This window comes from Roseibium sp. RKSG952, assembly GCF_009711355.1.
The window spans coordinates 21,932-46,293 of the sequence record NZ_SMMF01000912.1; the positions used below are offsets into that span (position 1 = coordinate 21,932).

Annotated in this window: 23 protein-coding genes; 10 read left to right on the plus strand and 13 right to left on the minus strand. The window is 59.3% G+C overall.

Features of this window, described 5'->3' with window-relative positions:
* Nucleotides 1-15: 15 nt before the first annotated feature.
* The 4 genes from E1297_RS19030 to E1297_RS19045 form a co-directional block, all read right to left on the minus strand.
* Complete coding sequence (locus E1297_RS19030) at nt 16-1,047, minus strand: esterase-like activity of phytase family protein (protein WP_209015864.1); 1,032 nt, start codon at nt 1,045-1,047, stop codon at nt 16-18.
* Entirely contained in the window at nt 1,044-2,957 is a 1,914-nt protein-coding gene (gene cobT, locus E1297_RS19035; protein WP_155141140.1) for a cobaltochelatase subunit CobT, read from the minus strand. Before cobT ends, E1297_RS19030 begins: the two co-directional genes overlap by 4 nt.
* Nucleotides 2,958-2,964: 7 nt before the next feature.
* Nucleotides 2,965-3,951: a cobaltochelatase subunit CobS gene (cobS, locus tag E1297_RS19040; RefSeq protein ID WP_155141142.1), complete on the minus strand. Its 987-nt coding sequence runs from the start codon at nt 3,949-3,951 to the stop codon at nt 2,965-2,967.
* A 66-nt stretch (nt 3,952-4,017) separates the two neighbouring features.
* Nucleotides 4,018-4,608 (minus strand): J domain-containing protein, encoded by a 591-nt coding sequence (locus E1297_RS19045; protein ID WP_155141144.1) that lies wholly within the window; start codon nt 4,606-4,608, stop codon nt 4,018-4,020.
* Nucleotides 4,609-4,790: 182 nt separating this feature from the next.
* Here E1297_RS19045 and E1297_RS19050 point away from each other — a divergent pair, with 182 nt between their 5' ends.
* Nucleotides 4,791-5,105 (plus strand): BolA family transcriptional regulator, encoded by a 315-nt coding sequence (locus tag E1297_RS19050; protein ID WP_155141146.1) that lies wholly within the window; start codon nt 4,791-4,793, stop codon nt 5,103-5,105.
* 304 nt (nt 5,106-5,409) lie between these two features.
* On the opposite strand, the gene E1297_RS19055 is transcribed toward E1297_RS19050, so the two are convergent.
* The 3 genes from E1297_RS19055 to E1297_RS50355 are packed head-to-tail and all read right to left on the minus strand — an operon-like array spanning nt 5,410 to nt 8,525.
* A complete protein-coding gene (locus tag E1297_RS19055) occupies nt 5,410-6,738 on the minus strand; it encodes an HlyC/CorC family transporter (RefSeq protein WP_155141148.1) in 1,329 nt (442 codons plus the stop codon).
* On the minus strand, nt 6,738-7,877 hold the full coding sequence (gene aroB / locus E1297_RS50350; protein ID WP_155141150.1) for a 3-dehydroquinate synthase: 1,140 nt from the start codon (nt 7,875-7,877) through the stop codon (nt 6,738-6,740). Before aroB ends, E1297_RS19055 begins: the two co-directional genes overlap by 1 nt.
* A 27-nt stretch (nt 7,878-7,904) precedes the next feature.
* Nucleotides 7,905-8,525 (minus strand): shikimate kinase, encoded by a 621-nt coding sequence (locus E1297_RS50355; protein ID WP_155141152.1) that lies wholly within the window; start codon nt 8,523-8,525, stop codon nt 7,905-7,907.
* Nucleotides 8,526-8,670: 145 nt separating this feature from the next.
* On the opposite strand from E1297_RS50355, the gene E1297_RS49195 reads away from it, so the two are divergent.
* Both E1297_RS49195 and xerD read left to right on the plus strand, forming a co-directional pair.
* Entirely contained in the window at nt 8,671-8,814 is a 144-nt protein-coding gene (locus tag E1297_RS49195) for a hypothetical protein (protein WP_196223360.1), read from the plus strand.
* A 13-nt stretch (nt 8,815-8,827) separates the two neighbouring features.
* Nucleotides 8,828-9,751 (plus strand): site-specific tyrosine recombinase XerD, encoded by a 924-nt coding sequence (gene xerD / locus E1297_RS19070; RefSeq protein WP_155141154.1) that lies wholly within the window; start codon nt 8,828-8,830, stop codon nt 9,749-9,751.
* 16 nt (nt 9,752-9,767) lie between these two features.
* Here the strand turns inward: xerD and E1297_RS19075 are convergent, their stop codons facing one another.
* The 5 genes from E1297_RS19075 to ccrA form a co-directional block, all read right to left on the minus strand.
* Nucleotides 9,768-10,370 (minus strand): HD domain-containing protein, encoded by a 603-nt coding sequence (locus tag E1297_RS19075; protein WP_209015865.1) that lies wholly within the window; start codon nt 10,368-10,370, stop codon nt 9,768-9,770.
* Nucleotides 10,371-10,599: 229 nt separating this feature from the next.
* Entirely contained in the window at nt 10,600-11,652 is a 1,053-nt protein-coding gene (locus E1297_RS19080; RefSeq protein ID WP_368669614.1) for a MaoC family dehydratase, read from the minus strand.
* A 135-nt stretch (nt 11,653-11,787) separates the two neighbouring features.
* On the minus strand, nt 11,788-14,439 hold the full coding sequence (locus tag E1297_RS19085) for a DUF3772 domain-containing protein (RefSeq protein WP_196223361.1): 2,652 nt from the start codon (nt 14,437-14,439) through the stop codon (nt 11,788-11,790).
* A 59-nt stretch (nt 14,440-14,498) separates the two neighbouring features.
* A complete protein-coding gene (locus tag E1297_RS19090; protein ID WP_155141157.1) occupies nt 14,499-15,056 on the minus strand; it encodes a CAP domain-containing protein in 558 nt (185 codons plus the stop codon).
* Between the two features lie 385 nt (nt 15,057-15,441).
* On the minus strand, nt 15,442-16,737 hold the full coding sequence (ccrA, locus tag E1297_RS19095) for a crotonyl-CoA carboxylase/reductase (protein ID WP_155141159.1): 1,296 nt from the start codon (nt 16,735-16,737) through the stop codon (nt 15,442-15,444).
* A gap of 306 nt (nt 16,738-17,043) precedes the next feature.
* Here ccrA and E1297_RS19100 point away from each other — a divergent pair, with 306 nt between their 5' ends.
* The 6 genes from E1297_RS19100 to queF all read left to right on the plus strand — a co-directional run bounded on the left by E1297_RS19100 (nt 17,044) and on the right by queF (nt 22,525).
* Nucleotides 17,044-19,035, plus strand: coding sequence for a protein meaA (locus E1297_RS19100; protein ID WP_155141161.1), 1,992 nt, complete (start codon nt 17,044-17,046; stop codon nt 19,033-19,035).
* Between the two features lie 88 nt (nt 19,036-19,123).
* Nucleotides 19,124-20,164: a DUF4396 domain-containing protein gene (locus E1297_RS19105; RefSeq protein ID WP_155141163.1), complete on the plus strand. Its 1,041-nt coding sequence runs from the start codon at nt 19,124-19,126 to the stop codon at nt 20,162-20,164.
* Between the two features lie 110 nt (nt 20,165-20,274).
* A complete protein-coding gene (gene queC / locus E1297_RS19110) occupies nt 20,275-20,964 on the plus strand; it encodes a 7-cyano-7-deazaguanine synthase QueC (RefSeq protein WP_155141165.1) in 690 nt (229 codons plus the stop codon).
* Nucleotides 20,957-21,328, plus strand: coding sequence for a 6-pyruvoyl tetrahydropterin synthase family protein (locus tag E1297_RS19115; protein WP_155141168.1), 372 nt, complete (start codon nt 20,957-20,959; stop codon nt 21,326-21,328). The genes queC and E1297_RS19115 overlap by 8 nt, the downstream gene beginning before the upstream one ends.
* Nucleotides 21,325-22,053: a 7-carboxy-7-deazaguanine synthase QueE gene (gene queE / locus E1297_RS19120; RefSeq protein ID WP_368669615.1), complete on the plus strand. Its 729-nt coding sequence runs from the start codon at nt 21,325-21,327 to the stop codon at nt 22,051-22,053. Before E1297_RS19115 ends, queE begins: the two co-directional genes overlap by 4 nt.
* A 4-nt stretch (nt 22,054-22,057) precedes the next feature.
* Complete coding sequence (queF, locus tag E1297_RS19125; RefSeq protein WP_155141170.1) at nt 22,058-22,525, plus strand: preQ(1) synthase; 468 nt, start codon at nt 22,058-22,060, stop codon at nt 22,523-22,525.
* Here the strand turns inward: queF and E1297_RS19130 are convergent.
* A complete protein-coding gene (locus E1297_RS19130) occupies nt 22,522-23,184 on the minus strand; it encodes a L,D-transpeptidase (protein WP_155141172.1) in 663 nt (220 codons plus the stop codon). The genes queF and E1297_RS19130 overlap by 4 nt on opposite strands.
* A gap of 254 nt (nt 23,185-23,438) precedes the next feature.
* Here E1297_RS19130 and E1297_RS19135 point away from each other — a divergent pair, with 254 nt between their 5' ends.
* Nucleotides 23,439-24,128 (plus strand): carbonic anhydrase, encoded by a 690-nt coding sequence (locus E1297_RS19135; protein ID WP_155141174.1) that lies wholly within the window; start codon nt 23,439-23,441, stop codon nt 24,126-24,128.
* The last annotated feature ends 234 nt before the right edge of the window (nt 24,129-24,362 follow it).

Sequence of the window (24,362 nt, forward strand, 5' to 3'; positions counted from 1 at the left end):
GAGGTTCGCTAAACCCTATTGCTCCAAACGAAACCGCAAGAGCAGGGTTCTCTGCAGGATCGATCGGTTGTTGTCGGACAACAAGGTGAGAATCACATCCCCGCCGGCTGTTTCATGGACCGCGAGGCCCTCCATATTGTCGATCTGGTGGCCAAAATCGGCTTCCAGCAGGACTTCCCCTGTCAGACGCGCACCGGGCCGGATCCTGTCCGCCTCAAAACGCCTCAAGCGCATGCCGATAAAGTCCCGGACATTGAACCTGCGCTCCAGAAGCAGGAGATCGCCATCCGGTAAAAAGGCAGCATCGGTGGCGTCATAACGGCCGGAGCGGACAATGCTGAATTCCGCGATCCCCGTTTCGGCGAACAAAAACCCCGGCAGATCGTGGCCTTCCGTCTTGCCCCGCTCCCCGATGGCAACCACCGTTGCGGCAAGCGGCGTTCCTTCCGGTCCGGCCGCCAGAGCCTCCAGCCCCTTATTTGCACGAAGCGCACCGATCCCCCGGCTGACATCAAGCTGCCCGAGCATCTTTTCGGCACCTGTCCTCAAGGGCCAGGGGTATTCGTAAATGGCATTCACGCGTTCCGCCGAGACCAATAAACGATCCCCGTCGAGCGCGAGAGCTTCCGTATCGTGCCCCCATTTGGCACGCAGGCTATTGCCGTCTTCCGGTTCGAGCGGATGGATCCGCACGTCGCTCACGCCCAAAAGCGCTCCATCCGGTCCCTGGTCGATATTTGCCGCAACCCAATTGCCATTGTCGGTCACGGCCAGAATCTCGCTGCCGGCATCCAGACTGACAAGTCCGGAAAGCCCCCCAAGGTCCCGGTTGGCGGAAATCAGCTCCAGCCCGCCCAGAAAGGTGAGATCCCCAAAAGACCGGGTTTTCTGTCCAATTTCGAAATGATCAATCCGCCGTGTCTTGACGGCGACGTTCTCGCCTTGAGACAAAAGCGGCTCGGCAGCGCGAGCCGGGACGGCGTCCGGCTGGCAGACCACCATCAAGGCGGCGGCAGCCCAAAACGCCGCCCCTGCCCCGTTTCTCACCGCCCGCGCCGGGCACGGCGGCGGCCACGGATCGATTGATCGGGCTGCACTTCGTCGTCGAACAGGTCTGCCAACTGGTTGGTCATCGCCCCCGCCAGTTCCTCGGCATCGACGATCGTGACAGCACGCCGGTAGTAGCGGGTGACATCATGCCCGATACCGATTGCGATCAACTCGACCGGCGAACGCGTCTCGATTTCCTCGATCACATAGCGTAGATGCCGTTCCAGATAGTTCCCCGGATTGACCGACAAGGTGCAGTCGTCGACCGGCGCGCCGTCGGAAATCATCATCAGGATCCGGCGCTGTTCGGGCCGTCCCATCAGCCGGTCATGGGCCCATAAAAGTGCTTCGCCGTCGATGTTTTCCTTCAGAAGGCCTTCGCGCATCATCAGGCCGAGATTCCGGCGTGCCCGGCGCCACGGTGCATCGGCAGATTTGTAGATGATGTGACGCAAATCATTGAGCCGTCCGGGCGATGGCGGTTTCCCGGCCCCGATCCAGCTCTCGCGCGATTGCCCGCCCTTCCATGCCTTGGTGGTGAAGCCGAGGATCTCGACCTTCACACCGCAGCGTTCCAGCGTGCGGGCCAGAATGTCGGCACAAGTGGCGGCAACGGTAATCGGGCGGCCGCGCATGGAGCCGGAATTGTCCAGCAACAGCGTCACAACCGTGTCGCGGAAATTCGTGTCCCGCTCCTGCTTGAAGGCGAGCGGTGCCATCGGGTCGGTAACAGCACGGGTCAACCGGGCCGTGTCCAGCAACCCTTCCTCGAGATCGAAATCCCAGGCCCGTGCCTGCTGGGCCATCAGTTTGCGTTGCAGCCGGTTGGCAAGCCGGGCGACCGCCCCTTGCAAATGGGTCAACTGCTTGTCGAGAAACCCGCGCAACCTGTCGAGTTCCGCCGAATCACACAGATCCTCGGCGTGGATCGTCTCGTCGAACTGCATGTTGAAGACGCGGTAATCCGGCGCGGGCGGAGCATTGGTTTTGGGCTGCTCGCGGCGCTGGGATTCGCCCGGCTCCTCGGAATCACCGGCCATGTCCTCTTCGGCCAGCTCGTCCATTTCCGCATCGGCCGCTTCGGTCTCACCGGCATCCTGCTCCTGACCGGACATTTCCATGTCCTGCGGCGGCGCGTCTTCCTGGCTGGTGTCCTCGTCATTCTCGGCGCCGGTCTCGGCGTCGTCGTTGTTGCCCTGATCCTCGTTCTCTTCCGGATCGTCCTGCTGGTCCGCATCCCCGAGTTCGTCGGACATGTCCAGATCCCGCAGAACATCCCGGAACCTCTGGGCAAATTCTGCCTGATCGTCGACTGAAGCCACCAGATTGTCGAGGTTGCTGGCAGCCTTCTGCTCCACCCAATCGCGCCACATGTCGACCAGCTTGGCAGCGCTTTCGGGCGGCGGCGCACCCGTGAGACGCTCACGCACGATCAGCGACAGGGCGTCCTGAAGCGGGGCTTCCTCGCGGCTGTTGATGTCCGGGGCATTGGTCTTCAGATACCGGTCATTGAGCATGGCGGTGAGGTTGTCCTTGACCCCCTCCATGCGCCGCGCCCCGACCGATTCGCAACGCGCCTGCTCCACCGCCTCGAAAATCGCCCGCGCATCGGGGCCTTGCGGCATTGCCTTTGCGTGGACCTGCTTGTCGTGGCAGGCGATCCTCAAGGCCATCGAATCGCTGAGCCCGCGGGTCACCGCAAGTTCCCGCAATCCGATCTTGCGCGCAGGGTCAGGCAGCCGCGCTGTTGTGCCCGACAAGCCGGGGCGGTCACCGGAAAAGATGACCTCCAGTTCGGGTTCGCCGGAAATTGCCCGCATGGTCCCGGCAACCGACTGCTTGAAGGGCTCGGTTGTTGGTGCGGGCGCGTTTCCCGGAATGGCGTTGCTGCCTGGCCGTGGTGCCATGCCGTCCTCAGCTCATTACGACATTAACGGAAGATTCGGGCAGTTCGAGCCCGAAACACCGCTGATAGAATTCGGCGACGAGCGACTGCTCCATGTCGTCACACTTGTTCAGGAAGGTCAGCCGGAAGGCGAAGCCCAAGTCGCCGAAGATTTGCGCGTTTTCCGCCCAGGTGATCACGGTCCGCGGCGACATCACCGTCGACAGGTCGCCATTGACGAAGGCGTTCCGGGTCATGTCGGCAAGACGCACCATCTTCGACGCCTCTGTGCGGCCTTCGGCGGTCTGCAAGTGCTTTGCCTTGGACAGAACGATATCGACCTCGTTGTCGTGAGGCAGATAATTCAGGGTCGTGACGATCGACCAGCGGTCCATCTGGGCCTGGTTGATCTGTTGCGTGCCGTGATAAAGCCCGGACGTATCCCCCAGACCAACGGTGTTGGCAGTCGCGAACAGGCGGAAGGCCGCATGCGGGCGCAAAACCCGGCTCTGGTCGAGCAGCGTCAGCCGGCCGGAGGATTCGAGGATCCGCTGGATGACGAACATCACATCCGGGCGGCCCGCATCATACTCGTCGAACACCAGCGCAATATTGTGCTGATAGGCCCAGGGCAGAATGCCGTCCTTGAATTCGGTGATCTGCTGCCCGTCCCGGATCACGATGGCGTCCTTGCCGACAAGGTCGATACGGGAGATGTGGCTGTCGAGATTGACGCGGACGCAAGGCCAATTGAGACGTGCTGCCACCTGCTCGATATGCGTCGACTTGCCGGTTCCGTGATAGCCGGTCACCATGACACGGCGGTTATGGGCAAAGCCTGCAAGGATTGCCAGGGTTGTCGGACGGTCAAACAGATAATCGTCATCGCGTTCGGGCACATGTTCCGACGGCGTCGAGAATGCCGGCACCTTCAGGTTCGATTCGAAGCCGAATACCTCCTGAACGGAAATCTCGGTGTCGGGCATGCTCATTGCCGCAGTCGTCGTCTCAGTCATCGGTCCTCCGCTGCCCCGGCGGACCGGGGTGGGTGATTGTGGGGAAAGCCCAGTAGAACAAGGGGCTTAGAGAAAACCGGCCTTCTTCAGCACGTTATATGCGTGAATGATCTCCCGCAGGCGGTCCTCGCAAGAACGGTCCCCGCCATTGGCATCCGGATGATTCAATTTCACAAGCTCCTTATAGCGCGCCTTGATCTCTTCGCCACGCGCAGTCTCAGGAAGATTGAGCACATCTAGCGACCGTTTTTCAAGCGCCAGCAACTTTCGCTGGCGGGGCCGCCGCACATTCGCATTTCTGCGATGCGCATTTTCGCGCATGTGGGCACGCGGATCATAGCCGTCCGGCCCGTCCGCTGCCTGCCGGTTGACACCCATTTTCCAGGTCGGACGATGTCCGGTCAGGCTGTCTTTTTGATAGCTGCGCACATCATCGTCCTGCATGCCGGAAAAATAATTGTAGGACTTGTTGTATTCACGCACGTGATCGACGCAGAACCGAAAATATTCGCCTTCGCGATCCCGGCCTTTCGGAGCCTTGTAAACGCCAGGCCGGTCACAGCCGGGATGTTCGCAGCGCGGATGGCGGGTTTCTTCAACCCGCTCGCTGCCCCGTTTAACGCGTATGCTGTCAAAGATTTTGGAATCCAGTTTCATTCGGCAAATTCTGGGTCGTTGACACGCCACTTTCAAGCAGCGTTGTTGGAAGATTTTCTTGAGCTGCGATCCGAAATATCCGCCCGGGGAGGACCGGAGCGGATACAATCCGGCACCATATCAGCGTGGCCGCACAAGAAACAGACTTGACCTTTTCACGCAACGCGGTCATCTCGAGATTCATGACCGTAAAAGCAACCATCGAATCCAAACTGGCTGCACGCTTTCAGCCATCACAGCTCACCGTGATCGACGAATCCGACAAGCACAGGGGGCATGGCGGCTGGCGGGAGGGTGGCGAAACCCATTTCAGGGTTCAGATCGTTTCGAAGGCCTTCGAAGGCATGAGCCGCGTCAACCGGCACCGGGCGATCAACGAAACGCTCTCCGACGAACTGACTACCGGTGTTCACGCGCTTGCCATCGAAGTCCGATCTCCGGAAGAACCCGATCCGCGTGCGGCGCGTATCCGCAGTTCCAACGAGAGCAAAGGCTGATCCAATTCAGCTTCGCGTGGAAACAATACTGTCAATAATAACCATATAGTATTTTAAAGTCATTATTGACCGCTGTTTTTATTCAAAAACACGCACAAAAGACTTTGCTCTCGTTTTGAGAAGGACGTAAGGTCATCGTGTTGTCGGTTCGGAATGTCTCTCAGGCTCCACCAAGCCGAATAGTGGGCCATCCGCCATTTGGCTGCCTCAGGATTTTCCGGCGACGGCACTGGATGCAAGGTTTCATTTGAGCTCCAATACCACTCAACTTCAAGCCCCGGTCTGATCCGGGGCTTTTTCTTTCTCATTTGCCGGACGTGGCTTTTTGAAGCGCAAGCGGAACCGTCTGAGGGGTCAGTGGTTTTTGTTGGCCAAGCGGCATGATCCGCAACCGGGTGATCCGGTTCTTTTCCCGGCGTAGAACCGTGAACCGGAAGCCGTAAAACGTAAAGATCTGGCGTTCTTCCGGGATCATTCGCGCTTCATGGATAACCAGCCCCGCGATGGTGGTCGCCTCGTCGTCCGGCAGGGTCCAATCCGTTGCCCGGTTGAGATCCCGGATCGGGACCGACCCGTCAACAATCACCGAACCGTCCGCCTGGGGCCGGACACCTTCCAGTTCGACGTCATGCTCATCCGCGATCTCGCCGACGATCTCTTCCAGAATGTCTTCAAGGGTAACCAGCCCCATCACCTCGCCATACTCGTCCACGACGAGGGCAAAATGTGCCTTGTGCTTCAAAAAGGCATTGAGCTGGTCCTGAAGGCTGGTCGTATCCGGGACGAACCAGGGCGCGGTCGCAATCTCCAGAATGTCGAGCTTCTCCGTGTCTCCGCCAGCGGCATGAAGCGCACGCAGCAGGTCCTTGGCATGGAGAACACCGACAAAATTGTCTGTCTCACCGCGCCAAAGCGGCAGACGCGTATAGGGCGATGCCAGCGCTGCCTGAATCAGCTTGTCGAGTTCCTCGTCTGCATTCAGGGCAATCATGTTGGTCCGGTGGACCATGACATCGGAGACTTCAAGCTCCGCCAGATCCAGAAGGCCGCCCAAACGGTCGCGGTCCGCCTTGATCAGGCCACCTTCCATATGCTGAAGATCGACGGCTCCGCGCAATTCTTCATGCGCCGACAGGATCGACGCATTGTTGCTCACATCCACGCCAAAAAGCTTGAGCAGATTGCGAACGATGTATTCCACCCCGACCACAATCGGTGCAAACAGGGCCACAACCACACGCACAATCGGCGAGACCGCAAGACCGAACCGTTCAGGGTTTGAGATCGCCCATGTTTTCGGCAGGACCTCGGCGAAAATGAGGACCAGCGCAGTCATGACAATGGTTGCAATCGCGACCCCAGCTTCACCAAAAAGCTCGAGGAACACGGTTGTTGCCAGCGCAGAGGCCAGAATATTGACCAGATTGTTGCCAAGCAGCAGCGCCCCGATCAGCCGCTCGCGCGAAGCGATCAGGCGTCCGACAATTACCGCGCGCCAATCACCGCTTTTTTCCATCTGGTGGATGCGCGCACGCGACGCTGCTGTCAACGCGGTTTCCGAGCCGGAAAAGAACCCCGACAACCCGATAAGCAAAAGAATTGCGACGATGGCCAACCAAAGCTCGGCGAGCATCAGGCCTCCAGTTTCTCAGTGAGGAACGACTTGACTGCGGCAGGGTCTACAGCCTTTTCCACAAATGCCTGCCCGATACCGCGGGTCAGAATGAATGTCAGCTGACCCCGGCTGACCTTCTTGTCCTGCATGATAGCCTCCATGAGCGTTTCCGCCGGAGGCATCTGGCCAGGAATCTGGCTGAGACGAACCGGCAATCCGACCTCAGATAGGTGCTTTTCAACCCTTGCAACAGTATCCGGGCCGATCAAACCCAACTCCTGCGAGAATTCGTGGGCGAGCATCATGCCGATCGAAACGCCTTCGCCATGGACCAGACGAACGGTTTCATATTCGACCGCCGCCTCAAGCGCATGGCCGAAAGTGTGCCCGAGATTGAGCAGCGCCCGGCGGCCAGCCTCGTGTTCGTCGGCCGCAACCACATCCGCCTTCGCCTGACAGGAGCGGGCGACAGCCTCGTCGCGCTCAGCCCCCCCCTTGAAAACCCCATGCCAATTGTCTTCAAGCCAGGAGAAGAAAGGCTCATCACCAAGAAGCCCGTATTTTGCGACTTCGGCATAGCCCGCCCGGAAGTCACGGGGCGGCAATGTGTCGAGAACCGCTGTGTCGGCGATCACCAGCTTCGGCTGATAAAAGGCACCGATCAGGTTCTTGCCATGGCGGGAGTTGATCCCCGTCTTGCCGCCCACCGAGCTATCGACCTGCGCAAGCAGTGTGGTGGGCACCTGAATGAATGTCATGCCACGCCGGACCGATGCCGCGACATAGCCTGCCAGGTCGCCGACGACACCTCCGCCAAGCGCAACCACCGCATCGCCCCGCTCCAGCCTTGCAGCCAGGACGCCGTCGCACATCCGCTCGAACTGGGCGTAAGACTTGCTTTTTTCGCCCGCAGGAACCGTGAGCACCTCATAGCCGATGCCCGCTGTCTCAAGCGACGCTCCGAACGCCTCCATATGAAGCGCATTGACGGTGTCGTCCGTGATCACCGCAAGTCTTGCCCCTTCGGCAACCCCTGCAATGGCCTCTCCCGCGGTTTGCAACAATCCGCGCCCGATCCGAATATCGTAGCTGCGCTCTGCGAGCTCTACGCGCACATCGTTTGAACGGGTCCGGTCTTCAACTAGGCTGTCACTCATGAGGATCTTCTTTGGCATCGAATTGGTTCAGGCATCACGACCTGGAAGGTTGGCTTCAAGCGCGGCGATAATGTCGTCAACCACGGTTTCATGTGGCACGTCGCGCGAATGCACTTCCATTTCGGCTAGCGCATAGACCGGATTCCGCTTTTCCAGCAAGGCGCGCATGGTGCCCTCCGGATCCGGGTTTTGCAAAAGCGGCCGGGTCGGGCGTTTGCGCACGCGGGTCATCACCGTTTCAAGATCGGCGCGAAGCCAGACTGACACACCGTGTGCAGCGATCTCGGCGCGGGTTGCCTCGCTCATGAAGGCGCCGCCACCGGTTGCCAGAACCTGCGGTCCCTCCCCCAAGAGCCTTGAAATCACCCGTTCCTCGCCGCTGCGGAAATAGGGTTCGCCATGGGTCGCAAATATCTCGGACACGGTCATGTTCGCGGCCCGTTCGATTTCGGTATCCGCATCGACGAAAGGCAAGTGCAGCCGTTGCGCCAACCGCCTTCCAACGGTGGATTTGCCACAACCCATGATACCCACAAGCACGATCGACCGGTCGCCAAGTCGCTGCAAAAGCGCCGCGTGGCCCGGGTATTCCGGCGTGTCGAACGTGAGGGCCGCATCCTGAGGCGGTTTTTCATTCGTGTCATTCATGACCGCGTTTTAGCATATCTGGAAAAAAAGGCAGGCCCGCAGTGGCTTGAAATTGGCCCCTCCCCCATTTTGCTGCGCTTGCTCCTTGCCGTTAATCGCGAAATGATGAAACAAAGAGAGTCGAACTGCCCGGAGTTTTTCACCATTGCCAACCCTGACGCGCCTCGTTCTTGTCTTGATCCTGCTGGCAGCGATCGGCTATGGCGCCGTCTATGCGCTGGGGAATTTTGTGGAACCCAGGGAACGAGAGATCACCATCCGGGTGAAAAAGGAAGGATTCGGCCGCTAGGCCGGAGCAGCTCATGGACCACACGCTGGAGAGCTTTCTGGAAATGCTGGCAGCCGAACGCGGCGCTTCGCAGAACACCCTGTCCAGCTACCGCCGGGATCTGGAGGATTTTGATTCGTTTTTGGGCAAGACCAAGCCCGCCCTGGCCGAAGCCGGTGATGTATCCGCCTATATGGGTTCACTCTCACGGCGCGGATATGCGGCAACCAGCCAGGCCCGAAAACTTTCCGCTTTGAAGCAATATTTCAAATTTCTCTATGCGGAGGGTCTGCGAGATGCGGATCCGACCCGCACCCTGTCAGCCCCAAAAAAACGGCAGGCTCTGCCCAAGGTCCTCTCGGTGGAGGATGTCGATACACTGATTACTTCGGCCCAGGGCGAGACGCTCAAATCCCACAAGTCGGGCGCCGCCCGTTTGAGGGCGCACCGGCTCTACACTTTGCTGGAAGTCCTCTATGCAACCGGCTTGCGCGTTAGCGAACTGGTCTCCCTTCCGGCAAGCGCCGCAAAACGCAATGCCAGAATGATGGACGTGCGCGGCAAAGGCAACAAGGAACGGCTGGTTCCCCTGTCGGCCACGGCCCAGACCGCAATGCGGGACTATCTGGGACTGCGAATGGCAGAAGGCGCGTTCGAAACCAGCCCCTGGCTGTTTCCCTCCCATGGCGCAAGCGGGCACTTCACCCGTCAGGCCTTTGCCCGCGACCTCAAGGATCTGGCCATCCGGGCAGGCATTGACCCCACCAAAATCTCGCCCCACGTCCTCCGACATGCCTTTGCGTCTCATCTCCTGCAAAACGGCGCGGATCTGCGGGTTGTCCAGCAATTGCTGGGACATGCCGACATTTCGACCACTCAAATCTACACGCACGTGCTCGACGCAAGGCTGACCGAACTGGTCGAAGCGGCTCATCCATTGGCGCGAAAGGAGCCATGAGGCGCCCTTGCCAGCATCAGGTCACGGAAGGCAGACCGGCCACAACGCCCTTCCGGACGACCTCCGGGTCATAGGCCTTGCGTGCAAAAACCTCTTCGACCATGGGCTCGAAAAACGACAGGTTCTCCGACGGATAATCCGGATCGAACGAGATTTGATCCCAGCGTTCGCAGAAGTCCGCACAGGACCGGAAATAGATATGATCCTTGAAGCGGTCACGGGCATTGGCATCCCAGCCATAGTGATGCGCGAAATAGACCATTTGGAAAATGCCGTGATGCTCGACCACCCAGGCCACTTCTTCGCGGACAAACGGACGGATTATCTCCGCTGAAATCCGGTCGTGGTTTTGCGGGGCCAGACCGTCCCCGATATCGTGCAGCAACGCGCCGACAATCCAGTCGGTATCGGCCCCGTCGCGATGGGCCCGGGTCGCCGCCTGTAGGCCATGCTCCGATCGCGGGATCCGGTATCCGGGCATGGTGCCGGCCCCCTGCCGCTCCAGCTCGTCGAGAACACGCCGTGCCGTGGCTGCAAGAAAGGGCTTTTCGGCCTCGGCCAGAAGCTCGTAATCGGCCTTGGTGCCATCCTTCATCTGTCTGAATGAAACCGTCTTCATCGCCCGCTCCGCACTTGTTGGGACCGAAACAGGATATGGGCAAAACCCGGCCCAAGAGAACCATTCTGCGGCCTGCAAGCGCCCACGCAGCAGCAAACCGGTATTTCAGTCCGGGTTCAATCACAAAAACACAAACCCGGCCTGATCCGGTTCTCGACAGCTCTCGGAAGCTTTCCTACCAGACAGTGTAATCAGCAGGGTCGCGAAGGAAACTTCGCCATGGCCCCGATCACATTGGCAACAATGCCCAATAGTCGAAATCGAGAACGACGGGATTGGCATATTTTCCATCCTCGCCCTTGAAAGGATAATCCGTACAGGGAGCATTTTTGGTTGCCACCAGCCGTAGGCGCAAAGCGCCTACATCCTTACGGCCCTCGATTTCCTGCGCATCCAGCACCTCGGACCAGGCATAGACGGTGTCACCGGCAAACAGCGGACTGACATGCCGCCCGCCATTGATACCGGTGATATGAAAGGCGTTGCCAAGACCGTTGAAAGACAAGGCACGTGCCAGACTGATGACATGCCCGCCGTAAATCAGGCGGCACCCGAACCGGCCGCGGCCCTCCGTATGCTGGTTGAAATGCACCTTGGCGGTGTTCTGATAAAGCCGCGTGGCGATCTGGTGCTCGGCTTCTTCAACGGTCATGCCGTCGACATGATCGATTTTTTCACCAATTTCATAATCGCCAAACCGGAACCGGGATCCGGCCAGCTCGTTGTCCCAATGGGCCAGGTCCAGCATGGGCGCTGCATTGCCCAACGCACTTGGGTCCAGAACCGCCGGAAGCTCCGGCACGACCGGTTGCGGCGCCGGACTGCCGGGATCGCGCTTGTTGACCATGACCCAACGCACATAGTCCAGCACCTCGGTCCCGTCCGATGTGTATCCGGTTGACCGAACATAAACGACACCGGTCCGGCCGTTGGAATTTTCCTTCTTGCCGATGACCTCGGACACCGCTGACAGCGTGTCTCCCGGATAGACCGGGGCGAGAAACCGTCCACCGGCATAGCCCAGATTGGCCACCGCATTCAGGGAAATATCCGGCACGGTTTTGCCGAAAACAATGTGAAACGTCAGCAAGTCGTCGATAGGTGCTTTCCGGTAACCGATCCTGTGTGCGAAGGAATCGGACGACTGAACTGCAAAGCGGGACCCGTAAAGCGCAGTGTAAAGCGCGACGTCACCGTCTGTCACCGTGCGCGGCGTGGCATGTTTGATCACCTGCCCAACGCTGAAATCCTCGAAAAAATTGCCGGCATTCGTCTTGCTCACGGCAGGGTCCCCGCTGCTTCATTGATCTGGCGCGATTAAGCAGCTTCGCACTTTCCCATGCAAGCTCGACCTTCTATCGAGACCCAGGGTCAAGCTTGCATTCCCCCCGAACAAATGTTTCCTGTTTCTTCCCGGTTAGGCTTTCGGCTTCGGCAAATCGTCGATCTCGACCGCTTCCACTCTCGGCCGGTCTGCCTTGTCATCAAAACCACTGCGCAGATGCAGATCGCGTTGCGGCAGCGGAATTTCTATGTTTGCTTCCCGCAGGCGCTTGAACACTTCAAAATGCAGATCCGACGCCACGATCAGAAAGTCGTTGATATCCGGCAGGTAGACCCTGAGCTCGAAATTCAGGCCGTTTTCGCCGAATGCCATGAAAAATACATCCGGCGGCGGATAGCTGGTGATTTTCGGATGCGTGCGTGCGGCTGCATATAGAATGTCACGCACCAGCTCCGGATCGGTGCCAAAGGTCACCCGTACGGGCACGATTATCCGCCCGAGAGAGCTGCCATGCATCCAGTTCTTCACCACACCCGAAATCAGGTTTGAGTTCGGCACGATCACGGTGGAGCGTTCAAAGGTCTCGATTTCCGTGGCGCGGACATTGATCCGCCGCACATAGCCCTGGTCTGCACCGACCACGACCCAATCACCGACCTTGATCGGGCGTTCGGCCAGCATGATCAGACCTGAAACGAAGTTGTTGACGATCCCTTGCAGGCCAAGACCGATACCAACCGAAAGCGCACCGGCAACGATCGCAATATTTTGAAGATTGAGCCCGGCATATGCCAGGGCAAGCAGGGTTGCGATGATGAAACCGATGTAACCGAACCCGATACTGATCGAACTCCGCAAGCCGATATCCATGCGGGTCTTGGGCAAGAAGCGGTCTTCAAGCCAGCGCTTGGAAATGCGGGTCAGACCCAAAATGGCTGCAAAAACAATCAAGGCCCCCAACAAACTGGCCAGGGAGAAGCGCAAGGAACCCAGGTGAACGGCATTCAGGACCGGCCGGAACATGCCGGTGAGGTCGCCAGAGGTGAACCCCCAGGGCACAATCAGACTGAACAGGGCAAACAAGATGATCAGGAGACGCAGCAGGCCGGACAGGATAACCCCGATCTGCTCGCTTGTTTGTGACCGGAACCCCATCGCGCTGCGCAAGGCCCGTGTCACCCTTGTCCCGTAGCGGAATAGATCGGACATCGCATCATCGGTGAACTGCAGCAATAGATGCGTGAACGAAAACACAATCACGATCCAGACCATCTGCGCGGCAACAAACCACCCAAACCAGATGTATCCGGCAAGGACCGCCCCGATGGAGAAAACGGAGCCTATCCAGAAAAGCGGTGCAATCCAGCCCCAGATTGCCAGAATGCCCGACTGGAGTTCTTCAACCGCTTCCTCGTCCTCCTCCTGGTCGGTCGCAATGATCCTGAGTCCGCGCATCAGCATTAGAGCCGCAATAACCGTCATCGCGCTGCCGACAACCAGTTTGAGCCCATCCTTTGCAAAAAGGACGTTTAGCAAGCCCGAAATCAAGATGAAGGCACTGTAAAGAGGTATGATGATCACGCTGTGGCGGTAAAGCTTGAGAGCCGTTTGATCACTTACCGGGATCATGCGCCAGGCCGGTAAGGACGGCGCTGTCACCGCCGTAATCAAGCCCAGGCTGAAAGCGGCAAAGGTCCCCGTGAGAAACATGGCATTGATCGCGCCTTCGACCCTCGGGGGCGCGACATTGAGCAGGTTGATAATCGTATAGAACGCATACCAGAACAGGGCCGGAACGAATGTTGCCGCCAGCACCATGACGAGTGCGGCAGAAGAACGCCGCAGGGGCGACGGATCGACCACCTCCTGATGCCGGTCGGTGTGTTTCAACAACCGGCGTCTCATCGGCCAGATCGAGAGCAGGGCAATCAGAAATGCTGCCATGACCGCGATTGAGAGTGGCCCGCCGACCTTTTGCCGGACAAGACTGTACCAATCCCGCAACAACAATCTTGCAGAATTGTCAACCGTCGGGATTTCCTCCAATGCTTCCTTCCAAAGTGCGGGATCCGCGACGCTGTAGGTTCTGACCAGCAAGCTGTCGATGAACACCTTGCGCCGCTGCGTGGCCACACGTGCCGACAGGTCATAGGCCTGGATCTTGACCACTTCGGCCTGCTTGATGAACGAATTCAGGAACTTTTGAACCGCTTGCAAACTCTCGCGCTGCCGGATCAGGCTTTCCGTTTCAGGAATTTTCGCAGCTTGTTTGTCGCCGCTCGCCACATCCTCGAGACCGCTGAGACGCTCATCCACGGACTTCAGCATAGGTTGGACAGCACGCAGGAATCTTTCGGCTTCCCGATCAACTTCCAGAACCCGGCTTTCAAGCCCCTTGAGCTGATCCGGGCTCAAGCCTCCACGCTGAATCGCCACTTCAATGGTGTTCAAACGCGAAATCCAGCCGTCGATGTCTTTCTGCACATCAGCGGCAACGCCAGGGTCAAGCAGGTCTGACGCAATCGCGCTTTGAATACGGAATGTTCGAGCAGAGCTGTTCGTCTGCGCGCTTCCCTTGTTTTGTGACGCGGCCGTTGTGTCCCCGGACGAACCCCCGTTTCCGGAAACGGACGCGTCACCGCTGCCGGAAACCGGCTCAGGCTGCGTATGCTGGATCGTGCCATCATCCCCAAGCAACCCGAAAGGTGCATTGTGAGATGTTTGAGCAATGGCCGAATTGCCACCAAACAACATGCAGGCGAACACCAGCAGGACGCTGGCCATAACTGCCGCCGCCCGTGTTCCTGACCGATGTCGTCCCGCCGTCATTTCACCTCCGAAGCTCACTTCGCCCCCTTGCCGTCATTCTCCGGACCGGCCATCACAAGAGACCAGAAAACCTTATGCTTTGCATTTGGTGAATATGCGGTTGCGATTCCGAGCCGCGTTGCGGACCTGTCCAGCATGACCGCATTGTGTTTTGGCGAATCCCGCCAACCGGAAAAGGCCTTTGCCAAAGTCCTGTAGCCGGCACTGACGTTTTCAACAGCCTGTGTCGATGGTTCGCCGATAGCCGCAAGCCGGGCATCGAGCTGCTGATCCCGGGCCAAGGATGCCTTCACCGTCCCGGCCTTGGCCATGGCATCGGCCTGACGTTCCGCAATCGCATTCAATGACGGATCCACAGTTACCGGGCCAAGCCCTTTGTTCATGCGATATTGCGAAATCATCCCAGCTGCCGCAGCGGCATTGACCTCCACGCCCTGCCTGCCGAGGTCCCTGTAGAGCGGCGGTGTTGGATCCGGGTCGCTAACACAACCGGAAAGCACCAACCCGGCCAGAGCGAATAGCGACGCCCGGACAGTCTTCGCCGGAGCAGCGGTGCGGGAGGTGAAGAGCATGCATCTGTCTTTCAATTGGCCGTGCTGCGGATGTGACTGCGCCGCGAAGCAAGCGGAATTGAGGCAGCATTTTCTAAGAGTGTATCGAACCGCCGCGGTTGCGACCAGAGCGGGTCTCCCGCATTTGGCTCCGATTGAACGGGACACGCTCTTGTGGGCGGATTTCGGGGTCGCGGCAGAAAAAGCCGTTTTGCACAGAGCGCGCATCAGCCTGAACGCAACAGATGATGAAAAAACAAAAAAACTGCCGGCCTGCACAGGGCAGACCGGCAAGGCTGGGCTGCTCGAGAGGGCTCGAACATCCGGGAGCTGAAATTGATATTTAGCCGTTTGAACTGCCGCACCGAATCAAGAGGCGCGGCAGCCGGTTGATCTTGTCCGGCCTTTAACGGCGGGCGGCCTCAAGCGTATCTTCAAAGGTCCTGAGGCCTGTGGTCGGTGCGGAAACCAGAACCGCCATGTTACCCGGTGCATGCTGGTTCTTCCACATCTTGGTGTGGGCCTGCGGGATCTCGTCCCAGGGGAACACCTCGGACATGTAAGGATCGATCCGCCGTTCGATCATCAGCTTGTTGGCTGCAGACGCCTGTTTCAGGTGAGCGAAATGCGAGCCTTGCAAGCGCTTCTGGTGCATCCACATGTAGCGGACATCGAACGTCGTGTTAAAGCCGGTGGTGCCTGCACAGATCACGACCATGCCGCCCTTCTTGCAGACGAAGGTCGAGATCGGGAACGTTGCCTCGCCCGGATGCTCGAAGACGATGTCAACATTGTTGCCCTTGCCGGTGATGTCCCAGATCGCCTTGCCGAACCGGCGGGCTTCCTTGAACCATTCGGCATACTCGGGTGAGTTGACCGTCGGCAACTGGCCCCAGCAATTGAAGTCCTTGCGGTTGATCACGCCCTTGGCGCCAAGCCCCATGACGAAATCGCGCTTGTCCTCATCCGAGATCACGCCAATGGCGTTGGCACCTGCGGTGTTGATCAGCTGGATCGCGTAGGAGCCAAGACCGCCGGATGCGCCCCAAACCAGAACGTTTTGGCCCGGTTTCAGCTCATGCGGCTCGTGACCAAACAGCATCCGGTAAGCGGTGGCAAGCGTCAGCGTGTAACAGGCGGCCTCTTCCCAGGTCAGATGTTTCGGGCGCGGCATCAGCTGCTGGGCCTGCACCTTTGTGAACTGGGCAAACGATCCGTCCGGGGTCTCGTAGCCCCAGATCCGCTGGGAATTGGAGAACATCGGATCGCCACCGTTGCACTCCTCGTCGTCGCCATCGTCCTGATTACAGTGAACCACGACCTCGTCGCCAACCTTCCAGCGCTTGACCTTGTCGCCAACGGCCCAAACGATGCCCGAGGCATCGGATCCTGCGATATGATAGGCCGCGCCATGACCGTCAAACGGGCTGATCGGCTGGCCAAGACCGGCCCAGATGCCATTGTAATTGACACCGGCGGCCATGACGAGAACCAGAACCTCGTTGCTGTCCAAGGTCCAGGTCGGCACGACTTCGAGCTTCATGGCGTCTTCCGGCGGGCCGTGACGCTCGCGCCGGATTGCCCAGGCGTACATGTTTTTCGGAACATGGCCCAAAGGGGGAATTTCCCCGATTTCGTAAAGGTCCTTCATCGGCGCTGCCTCCGCCGTGCGGTTGTCGTTGGCCTGGGCCGTTGACGTCATTGATCCGTCCTCCCAATTCGTTGTTAGCCTGCGCTTTTTCGCAAACGCACAAGGCAAACCGGGCCGAAAGCCCGAATTTGCGCAACTATCGTTCGAAATCGGATAAGTATCTATACGACTATTGCTTAACTTGCCTTTCGAGCCAAGTCGCTTTTTGCATCGCATATAAAACCCTTATCCTGCCGTACCAACGAAAGGCTGGGTTGACGTTAAAGGAAGCTCTTGGTCACTCTTGACCAGACGCGCGGACTGGCTGCCTGACGCCAACGCTCGAGAGGCAGGCCACCGAGGAGGAAAGACAACACCATGTCGGACGCAAAGCCGGAAAGGCGAGACCGCCCCTGGATCTTCCGCACCTATGCAGGCCATTCGACGGCGGCGGAATCCAACAAGTTGTACCGCGGCAATCTCGCGAAGGGCCAGACCGGTCTGTCGGTCGCCTTCGACCTGCCGACCCAGACGGGCTATGACCCGGATGACCTGCTTGCACGCGGTGAAGTCGGAAAGGTCGGTGTCCCGGTCGCCCATCTCGGCGACATGCGCACCCTTTTCAACGACATCCCGCTTGAGCGCATGAACACGTCCATGACGATCAATGCGACCGCGCCTTGGCTGCTTTCTCTCTATGCCGCCGCCGCCGACGAACAGGGCGCGGACCGGAAACTTCTCTCGGGCACCACGCAGAACGATATCATCAAGGAGTATCTGTCGCGCGGCACCTATGTGTTTCCGCCAGCGCCGTCCTTGCGCCTGACCACGGATGTCATCGCCTGGACCTATTCGGAAATGCCGAAATGGAACCCGATGAATGTCTGCTCCTATCACTTGCAGGAGGCAGGTGCGACACCGGTGCAGGAACTCTCGTTTGCGCTCGCAACCGCCATCGCGATTCTGGACGGGCTGAAGGCAAATGGTGCCATTCCGGCAGAGGATTTCCCGAAAGCGGTCGGCCGCATCTCCTTCTTCGTGAATGCCGGCATGCGTTTCGTCACCGAAATGTGCAAGATGCGCGCCTTCACCGAACTTTGGGACGAAATCTGCCGCGAACGCTATGGCGTTGAGGACGAACGCTACCGCCGGTTCCGCTATGGCGTTCAGGTCAATTCACTCGGACTGACCGAGCAGCAGCCGGAAAACAATGTCTACCGCATCCTGATCGAAATGCTGGCTGTGGTCCTGTCCAAGAATGCAAGGGCCCGGGCCGTCCAGTTGCCTGCGTGGAACGAAGCGCTCGGCCTGCCGCGCCCGTTCGATCAGCAATGGTCCCTGCGGATGCAGCAAATCGTCGCCTACGAGACCGACCTTCTGGAATATGCGGATATCTTCGACGGCTCGGCGGAAATCACCCGCAAGGTCGAGGCGCTCAAGGACGAGGCGCGGGACGAACTTGCGCGCATCGATGCCATGGGCGGCGCCGTCGCAGCGGTTGAATCCAGCTACATGAAACGCAAGCTGGTGGAAGCCAATTCCAGCCGGTTGGCCGGGATCGAGACCGGCGATCAGGTGGTCGTCGGCGTCAACAAATACATCGAGTCCGAACCTTCACCGCTGGCGGCCGGCGAGGATGGCGGCATCCTGACCGTGCCCGAGCATGTCGAAGGCGAAGCCATCGAGAAGGTGAAGGCCTGGCGCGAGGCCCGCGATCAGTCCGCTGTTGACGCGGCTCTTGCGGATCTCAAGTCGGCGGCAAGCGAAGGCCGCAATATCATGGAGCCTTCGATCGCCGCAGCAAAAGCGGGTGTTACCACCGGCGAATGGGGCCGCACCTTGCGCGAAATCTTCGGCGAATACCGGGCCCCGACCGGCGTCGGCCAGTCGGTCAGCGACGATGCGGGAGATCTCGCAGCCGTCCGGACCGATGTCGACACGCTGTCGAAAGCCCTTGGCCGGCGTCTGAAATTCCTTGTCGGCAAGCCCGGGCTTGACGGCCATTCCAACGGGGCCGAACAAATCGCCGTCCGGGCCCGCGATTGCGGCATGGAAGTGGTTTACGAGGGCATCCGCCTGACCCCGGCCCAGATCGTCAACACGGCCATCGAGGAAGATGTCCATGTGATCGGCCTGTCGATCCTGTCCGGCTCGCATCTGGCCCTTGTGCGCGACGTCATGGACCGCCTGCGCGCGTCAGGTGCCGATGACATCCCGGTCGTGGTCGGTGGCATCATTCCGGACGAGGATTCGGCCCAACTCAAGGCCATGGGCGTGGCAGCTGTCTATACGCCCAAGGACTTCCAGCTGACCGACATTATGGGCGACGTCGTGAAAATCGTCTCGGCCCGGGCCGACAAGGCGGCCTGAGCAGATTCATACAGAAATCTCAATAATCACTGGAGATCAAGCAAGGGACGGGTAGAGTAAAACCAACATCAAGACGGGGGACCTGCCCATGCTTCAAGGGGCCATGATTGTCTGGTTTCTTCTCACCGCCGCCAGCCTGATCTTCGTCATCTGGGATTCGATCTTCAACGGCGTTACCAGCTGGGTGCAGAAACTCGCCTGGATTCTGGTTGTCGCCTATACCGGCCCTGTCGGCTGTTTTGTCTATCTGCTGGCCTGCCGGAGACCGTTTCCCGGAGGACATGACGCCTTCACCAACGTTCCCTGGAAACAGGGCATCAACAGCGAAATGCACTGTCTTGCGGGGGATGCCACGGGAATTTTGATCGCCGCGTCAATTGTTCCACTTCTCGGACTGACCAACGGCTGGGACAGCATCTTCGAGTATATTGCGGGCTTTGTCTGCGGGCTGTTCATCTTTCAGGCCCTGATGATGCGCGGCATGTATAATGGCGATTATTGGCTCGCCGTCAGGAAAACCATCTTTGCCGAAACGGTTTCGATGAACTGCGTCATGTTCGGCATGTTGCCGACCATGATTGTGTTTGCAGCGATCTGGCCCGGCTCGACAGACCCGCTTGCGGCCGAATTCTGGTTTCGCATGAGTCTGGCCTCCGTTGTCGGTCTGATCACCGCCTTCCCGGTGAATTACTGGCTGGTTGCAGCCAATCTGAAACACGGCTGCATGACCCTTCCCGGCGCCGACACGATCTCGATCGGCCACCGGTCTCCGGAACACTCCATCGTGTCTGAAACGGGTATGACCCATGACCATGGCGGTCACGGCAGCGGGATGAGCCATCACCCTCAAGGTAAAATGGACCATTCGAGCCACGGCGGCCACAAGATGTCAGACCACACGATGTCAGACAAGGATGCGCCTGAATCCGGGCACGGCCTAAACGCCATGCACGGGCATATGGATCATGACCATGGCAGCCACCAGCACGGCGGCAGCCATGAAGGGCATGGCGGGATGGCCATGAAATCCCTGCCGATGGCAATCCAAATCCTCCTGATCCTGGCAAGTTTCGTGCTTTTGATCGGGGCAGGGCTGATCACGAACTTATTTGTTCCGATCCGTTTCTAGCCTGGTCCCCTTCCCTTTTCCGCCGAGCCTGTTAAAAGGCGCCACATCTGTTCAATGGACAGTTCACCGGTCGCAGCCTACCCGGTGCCAGCGAAAACAAGGGACCAAAATTGAAAACACTTGTCATCTGTTCCGGCGGAATGGATTCCGTCACCCTTGCGCACAAGGTTGCGCGAGAGCACGAGCTGATCGGCCTCGTGTCATTCGACTATGGCCAACGGCACAAGAAAGAACTCGACTTCGCCAGGGCCTGTGCCGACGACCTGAAAACCGAATATGTCCTGATCGACATTGCCCATATCGGTGCACAGCTGACCGGCTCGGCGCTGACCGATGATGTGGAGGTGCCGGACGGACATTATGCCGAAGAAAGCATGCGCATTACGGTGGTTCCGAACCGGAATGCGATCATGCTGACCATTGCCTATGGAATTGCCTCTGCACGCGGGGCTGAAGCCGTTGCAACGGCAGTTCATGGCGGCGATCACTTCATCTATCCCGACTGCCGCCCGGCCTTCACCGAAAGCTTCGAGACCATGCAGCGTCATGCCCTCGACGGCCTCGGCGAGGTCAAGCTGTACACGCCCTATGTCCACAAGCCCAAGGATGCGATTGCGGCCGAAGGTTTGAAACTCGGCGTCGACTACCGGAAGACCTGGTCCTGCTACAAGGGCGGCGCCATCCATTGCGGCCGTTGCGGCACCTGCGTGGAACGGCGCGAAGCGTTTCATCTCGCTGGCGGGATCGACCCCACGGACTATGCGGATCCGGACTTCTGGAAGGCAGCTTGCGATGTTTAGAATTACCAAGGAATTTCATTTCTCCGCCAGCCACCAGCTTTTCGGACTGGAAGAGGACCACCCTTGCGCGCGTCTCCATGGACACAATTATGTGGTCGAGGTTGAGCTGGAATCTTCGGAGCTGAACCGGATCGGTTTTGTCCGCGACTACCGGGAGCTCGGCGCATTCAAAACCTATCTTGATGACTGTCTCGACCACCGGCACCTGAACGACGTGCTCGGGGATGATTGTGTGACGGCGGAAACCATGGCCCGGCATTTTTACAACTGGTGCAAGCAGCATTGGCCGGAGACCTCCGCGGTCCGGGTCAAGGAAACGCCGAAGACCTGTGCCGAATACCGCCCGATAGGGATTGCAGCGTGAGCGAGAGCCTGATCCGGGTCAGCGAGATTTTCGGCCCGACCATTCAGGGGGAAGGGGCCCTGATCGGCCAGCCGACCGTGTTCGTACGCACCGGCGGCTGCGATTACCGCTGTTCATGGTGCGACACGCTGCATGCGGTCGACAGCAGCTACCGCCATGACTGGCATCCAATGGATGCGGCCGGGATTTTTGCGGAAGTCGAGCGGCTCTCGGGCGGGACACCGCTGACCGTTTCACTCTCCGGCGGCAATCCGGCCATTCAGCCCCTTGGGGGCCTGATCCGGTTGGGCCGCGAAAAGGGCTACCGCTTCGGACTGGAAACCCAAGGGAGTCTGGCAAAGGACTGGTTTGCGGATCTCGATGTCCTGACGCTCAGCCCGAAGCCACCGTCAAGCGGCATGACAACGGATTGGGCAGCTTTTGCAGATTGCCTTTCGGCAGCCGGGCCTCGTCCGGAAACCGTCCTGAAAATCGTGGTCTTCGACGATAAAGACTATGATTATGCCCGGCAGGCGGCCGCGCGGTTTCCGAAACTGCCGGTCTATCTCCAGCCGGGCAACCACACCCCGCCGCCGCCCGACAAGGCCGACGGCGTCATCGACATCGACGGCATCATGGAGCGCATGCGCTGGCTGATCGACAAGGCAACAGCCGACCGCTGGTTCGAAGCGACCGTACTGCCGCAACTTCACACCCTGATCTGGGGCAATCTCAGAGGCGTTTAACCTGATGAGCGATCAAAGCATTTACCAAAACCTGACACAGCTCGGCACCTCGACCGACCTGCCCGCCTCACCGGAAGACGCCGTTCTCGAAAAGGTGCCGAACCCACAGGCAGGCACCGGCTACATGGTGCGCTTCGTAGCCCCGGAATTCACCTCTCTGTGCCCGATCACCGGCGCACCGGATTTCGCCCATCTGGTGATCGACTATGTGCCGCAGGACTTTCTAGTCGAGAGCAAGTCGCTGAAGCTGTTCCTTGGCTCCTTCCGAAATCATGGCGCTTTCCACGAGGACTGCACGGTTTCGATCGGAAAACGTCTTGTCGCGCTTCTTGAACCCAAATGGCTGCGCATCGGCGGCTACTGGTATCCACGCGGCGGTATTCCGATCGACGTGTTCTACCAGACCGGCCCGGCACCTGAAGGGGTCTGGATCCCGGATCAGGGCGTCGCGCCGTATCGCGGCCGGGGTTAGCTCAACACAACAACCTTGGCCCCCAACGGCACGCGATCATAGAGATCGATAATATCCTGCTGCCACATGCGGATGCAGCCGCTCGATGCATTGGTGCCGATGCTTTGCGGCTGATTCGTTCCGTGGATCCGGTAAAGCGTGTCCTTGTTGTCCTGCCAAAGATAGAGGCCGCGGGCACCGATCGGATTGCCTGGGCCGCCCTCCTGTCCGTCGCGGTATTTTTCCAGATACGGCTCCCGTGCAATCATTTCGTCGGGCGGGAACCACTTCGGCCATTCTCGCTTGAACCGGATCACGGCCTCGCCGTTCCAGGCAAATCCAGCCCGCCCGACACCGATGCCATACCGGATGGCACGGCCACCTGGCTCAATGAAATAGAGAAACTTGTTGTTCGGATCGACGACAATCGTGCCCGGCTCATAAGGCGTTGAATACCAAACAGACTGCCGGAGATAGATCGGATCCACGTTCTGATAGTCGATCCGTGGAAGATCAAAACCGCCATCACGGACCGGGGCATAGGCGGTCGCATAATCCGGCTTGTCATCATAAAACGGTGCCAATCCGCCCTGAACAACGCTTTGCGGCCTGCTCTGGCAAGAAGCCAGCGTCGCGGCGAGCCCCAACATGACAAACCGGCGGCTGAGCGTCGACCCCATCTTTGCCCTTTCCCATGGCAGTTTCAAAACCCTCTGGCCCAGTTAATCAGGCCTGCGCGCAAACCGCAAAGCAAGTTGGTTACAAATACAATTGAGCTCGATCCCAAACCCCTGCCTCTTGCGACGTCTTTTCCTTGGGGTCCGGACAAACTTGCCCTAAAGTCATCCGAACATGGCATAACGCGGCCGGGGGGCCGGGAGGAGGACCTGTGTGCAAGACCCCTTTGAATACCGGCATCAGCAGGCGCAGGCTGATGGCAAGCACTGTGGCAGCAGGCGGTCTGGCAGCAGTCGGCGGACCGGCAGGTTTTTCGGCAGCTCAGGCACAAACGCCCCCTGCCCCGCCGCTGTCGCCGCCGGCCACACCGGATGAAGCGTTGGAGCGGCTGGCTGCGGGAAACGCGCGCTATGTTGCCAATGAACCGCTCAACGCCGATCACTCGGTGGAACGGGCACAACGCGCGGCGGGCCAGCAGCCGTTCGCGGCGATTGTCGCCTGTTCCGATTCCCGTGTGGCGCCGGAGATCATTTTCGATCAGGGGCTGGGCGACCTGTTTGTGGTGCGGGTGGCCGGTAACTTCATCAATGAGGATGGCCTTGCGAGCCTTGAATTTGCCGCGGCGGTCCTTGGGGTCCAGGCCATCGTGGTGCTGGGGCATACCGGCTGCGGCGCCGTCAATGCCACGATCCAGTCGATCGAGGACCGGGATCTTCCGCCCGGCCATCTACCGAGCCTGGTCAACGCGATCCGGCCCGCGGTCTATGACGTGCTGCCGGACAACCCGCCCGATCTGCTGGAGGCGGCGATCGCCCGGAACGCCAGGCTCAATGCCGAGGCCGCAAGCACATCCCACCCGATCCTATCGGAGCTGCACGGTTCCGGCGCGCTCGTATCCCGTGCCGGGGTCTACGACATCGCAACCGGCAAGGTCGCGTTCCTTTGAGCCGCCGCCCGGCACAAAAATCCGCCGCGTGGTCTGCCGCCGCTGTTTTTTCGGTATTGATCCCGTGAAGCCAGGGAAGCGGCGGGACGCGTCAGGCATTGCCTGCGCATCTTGAGTAAAAACCGTTTCTTCGGCATGACCTGACGGTCCCGCCGGGCTGTTTCTTGCGTCAGACGGACTAACCCGCATCAGGGTCGGATGACGGCAGGAGCCGTTGCCCGCTCCTCCCGCCCC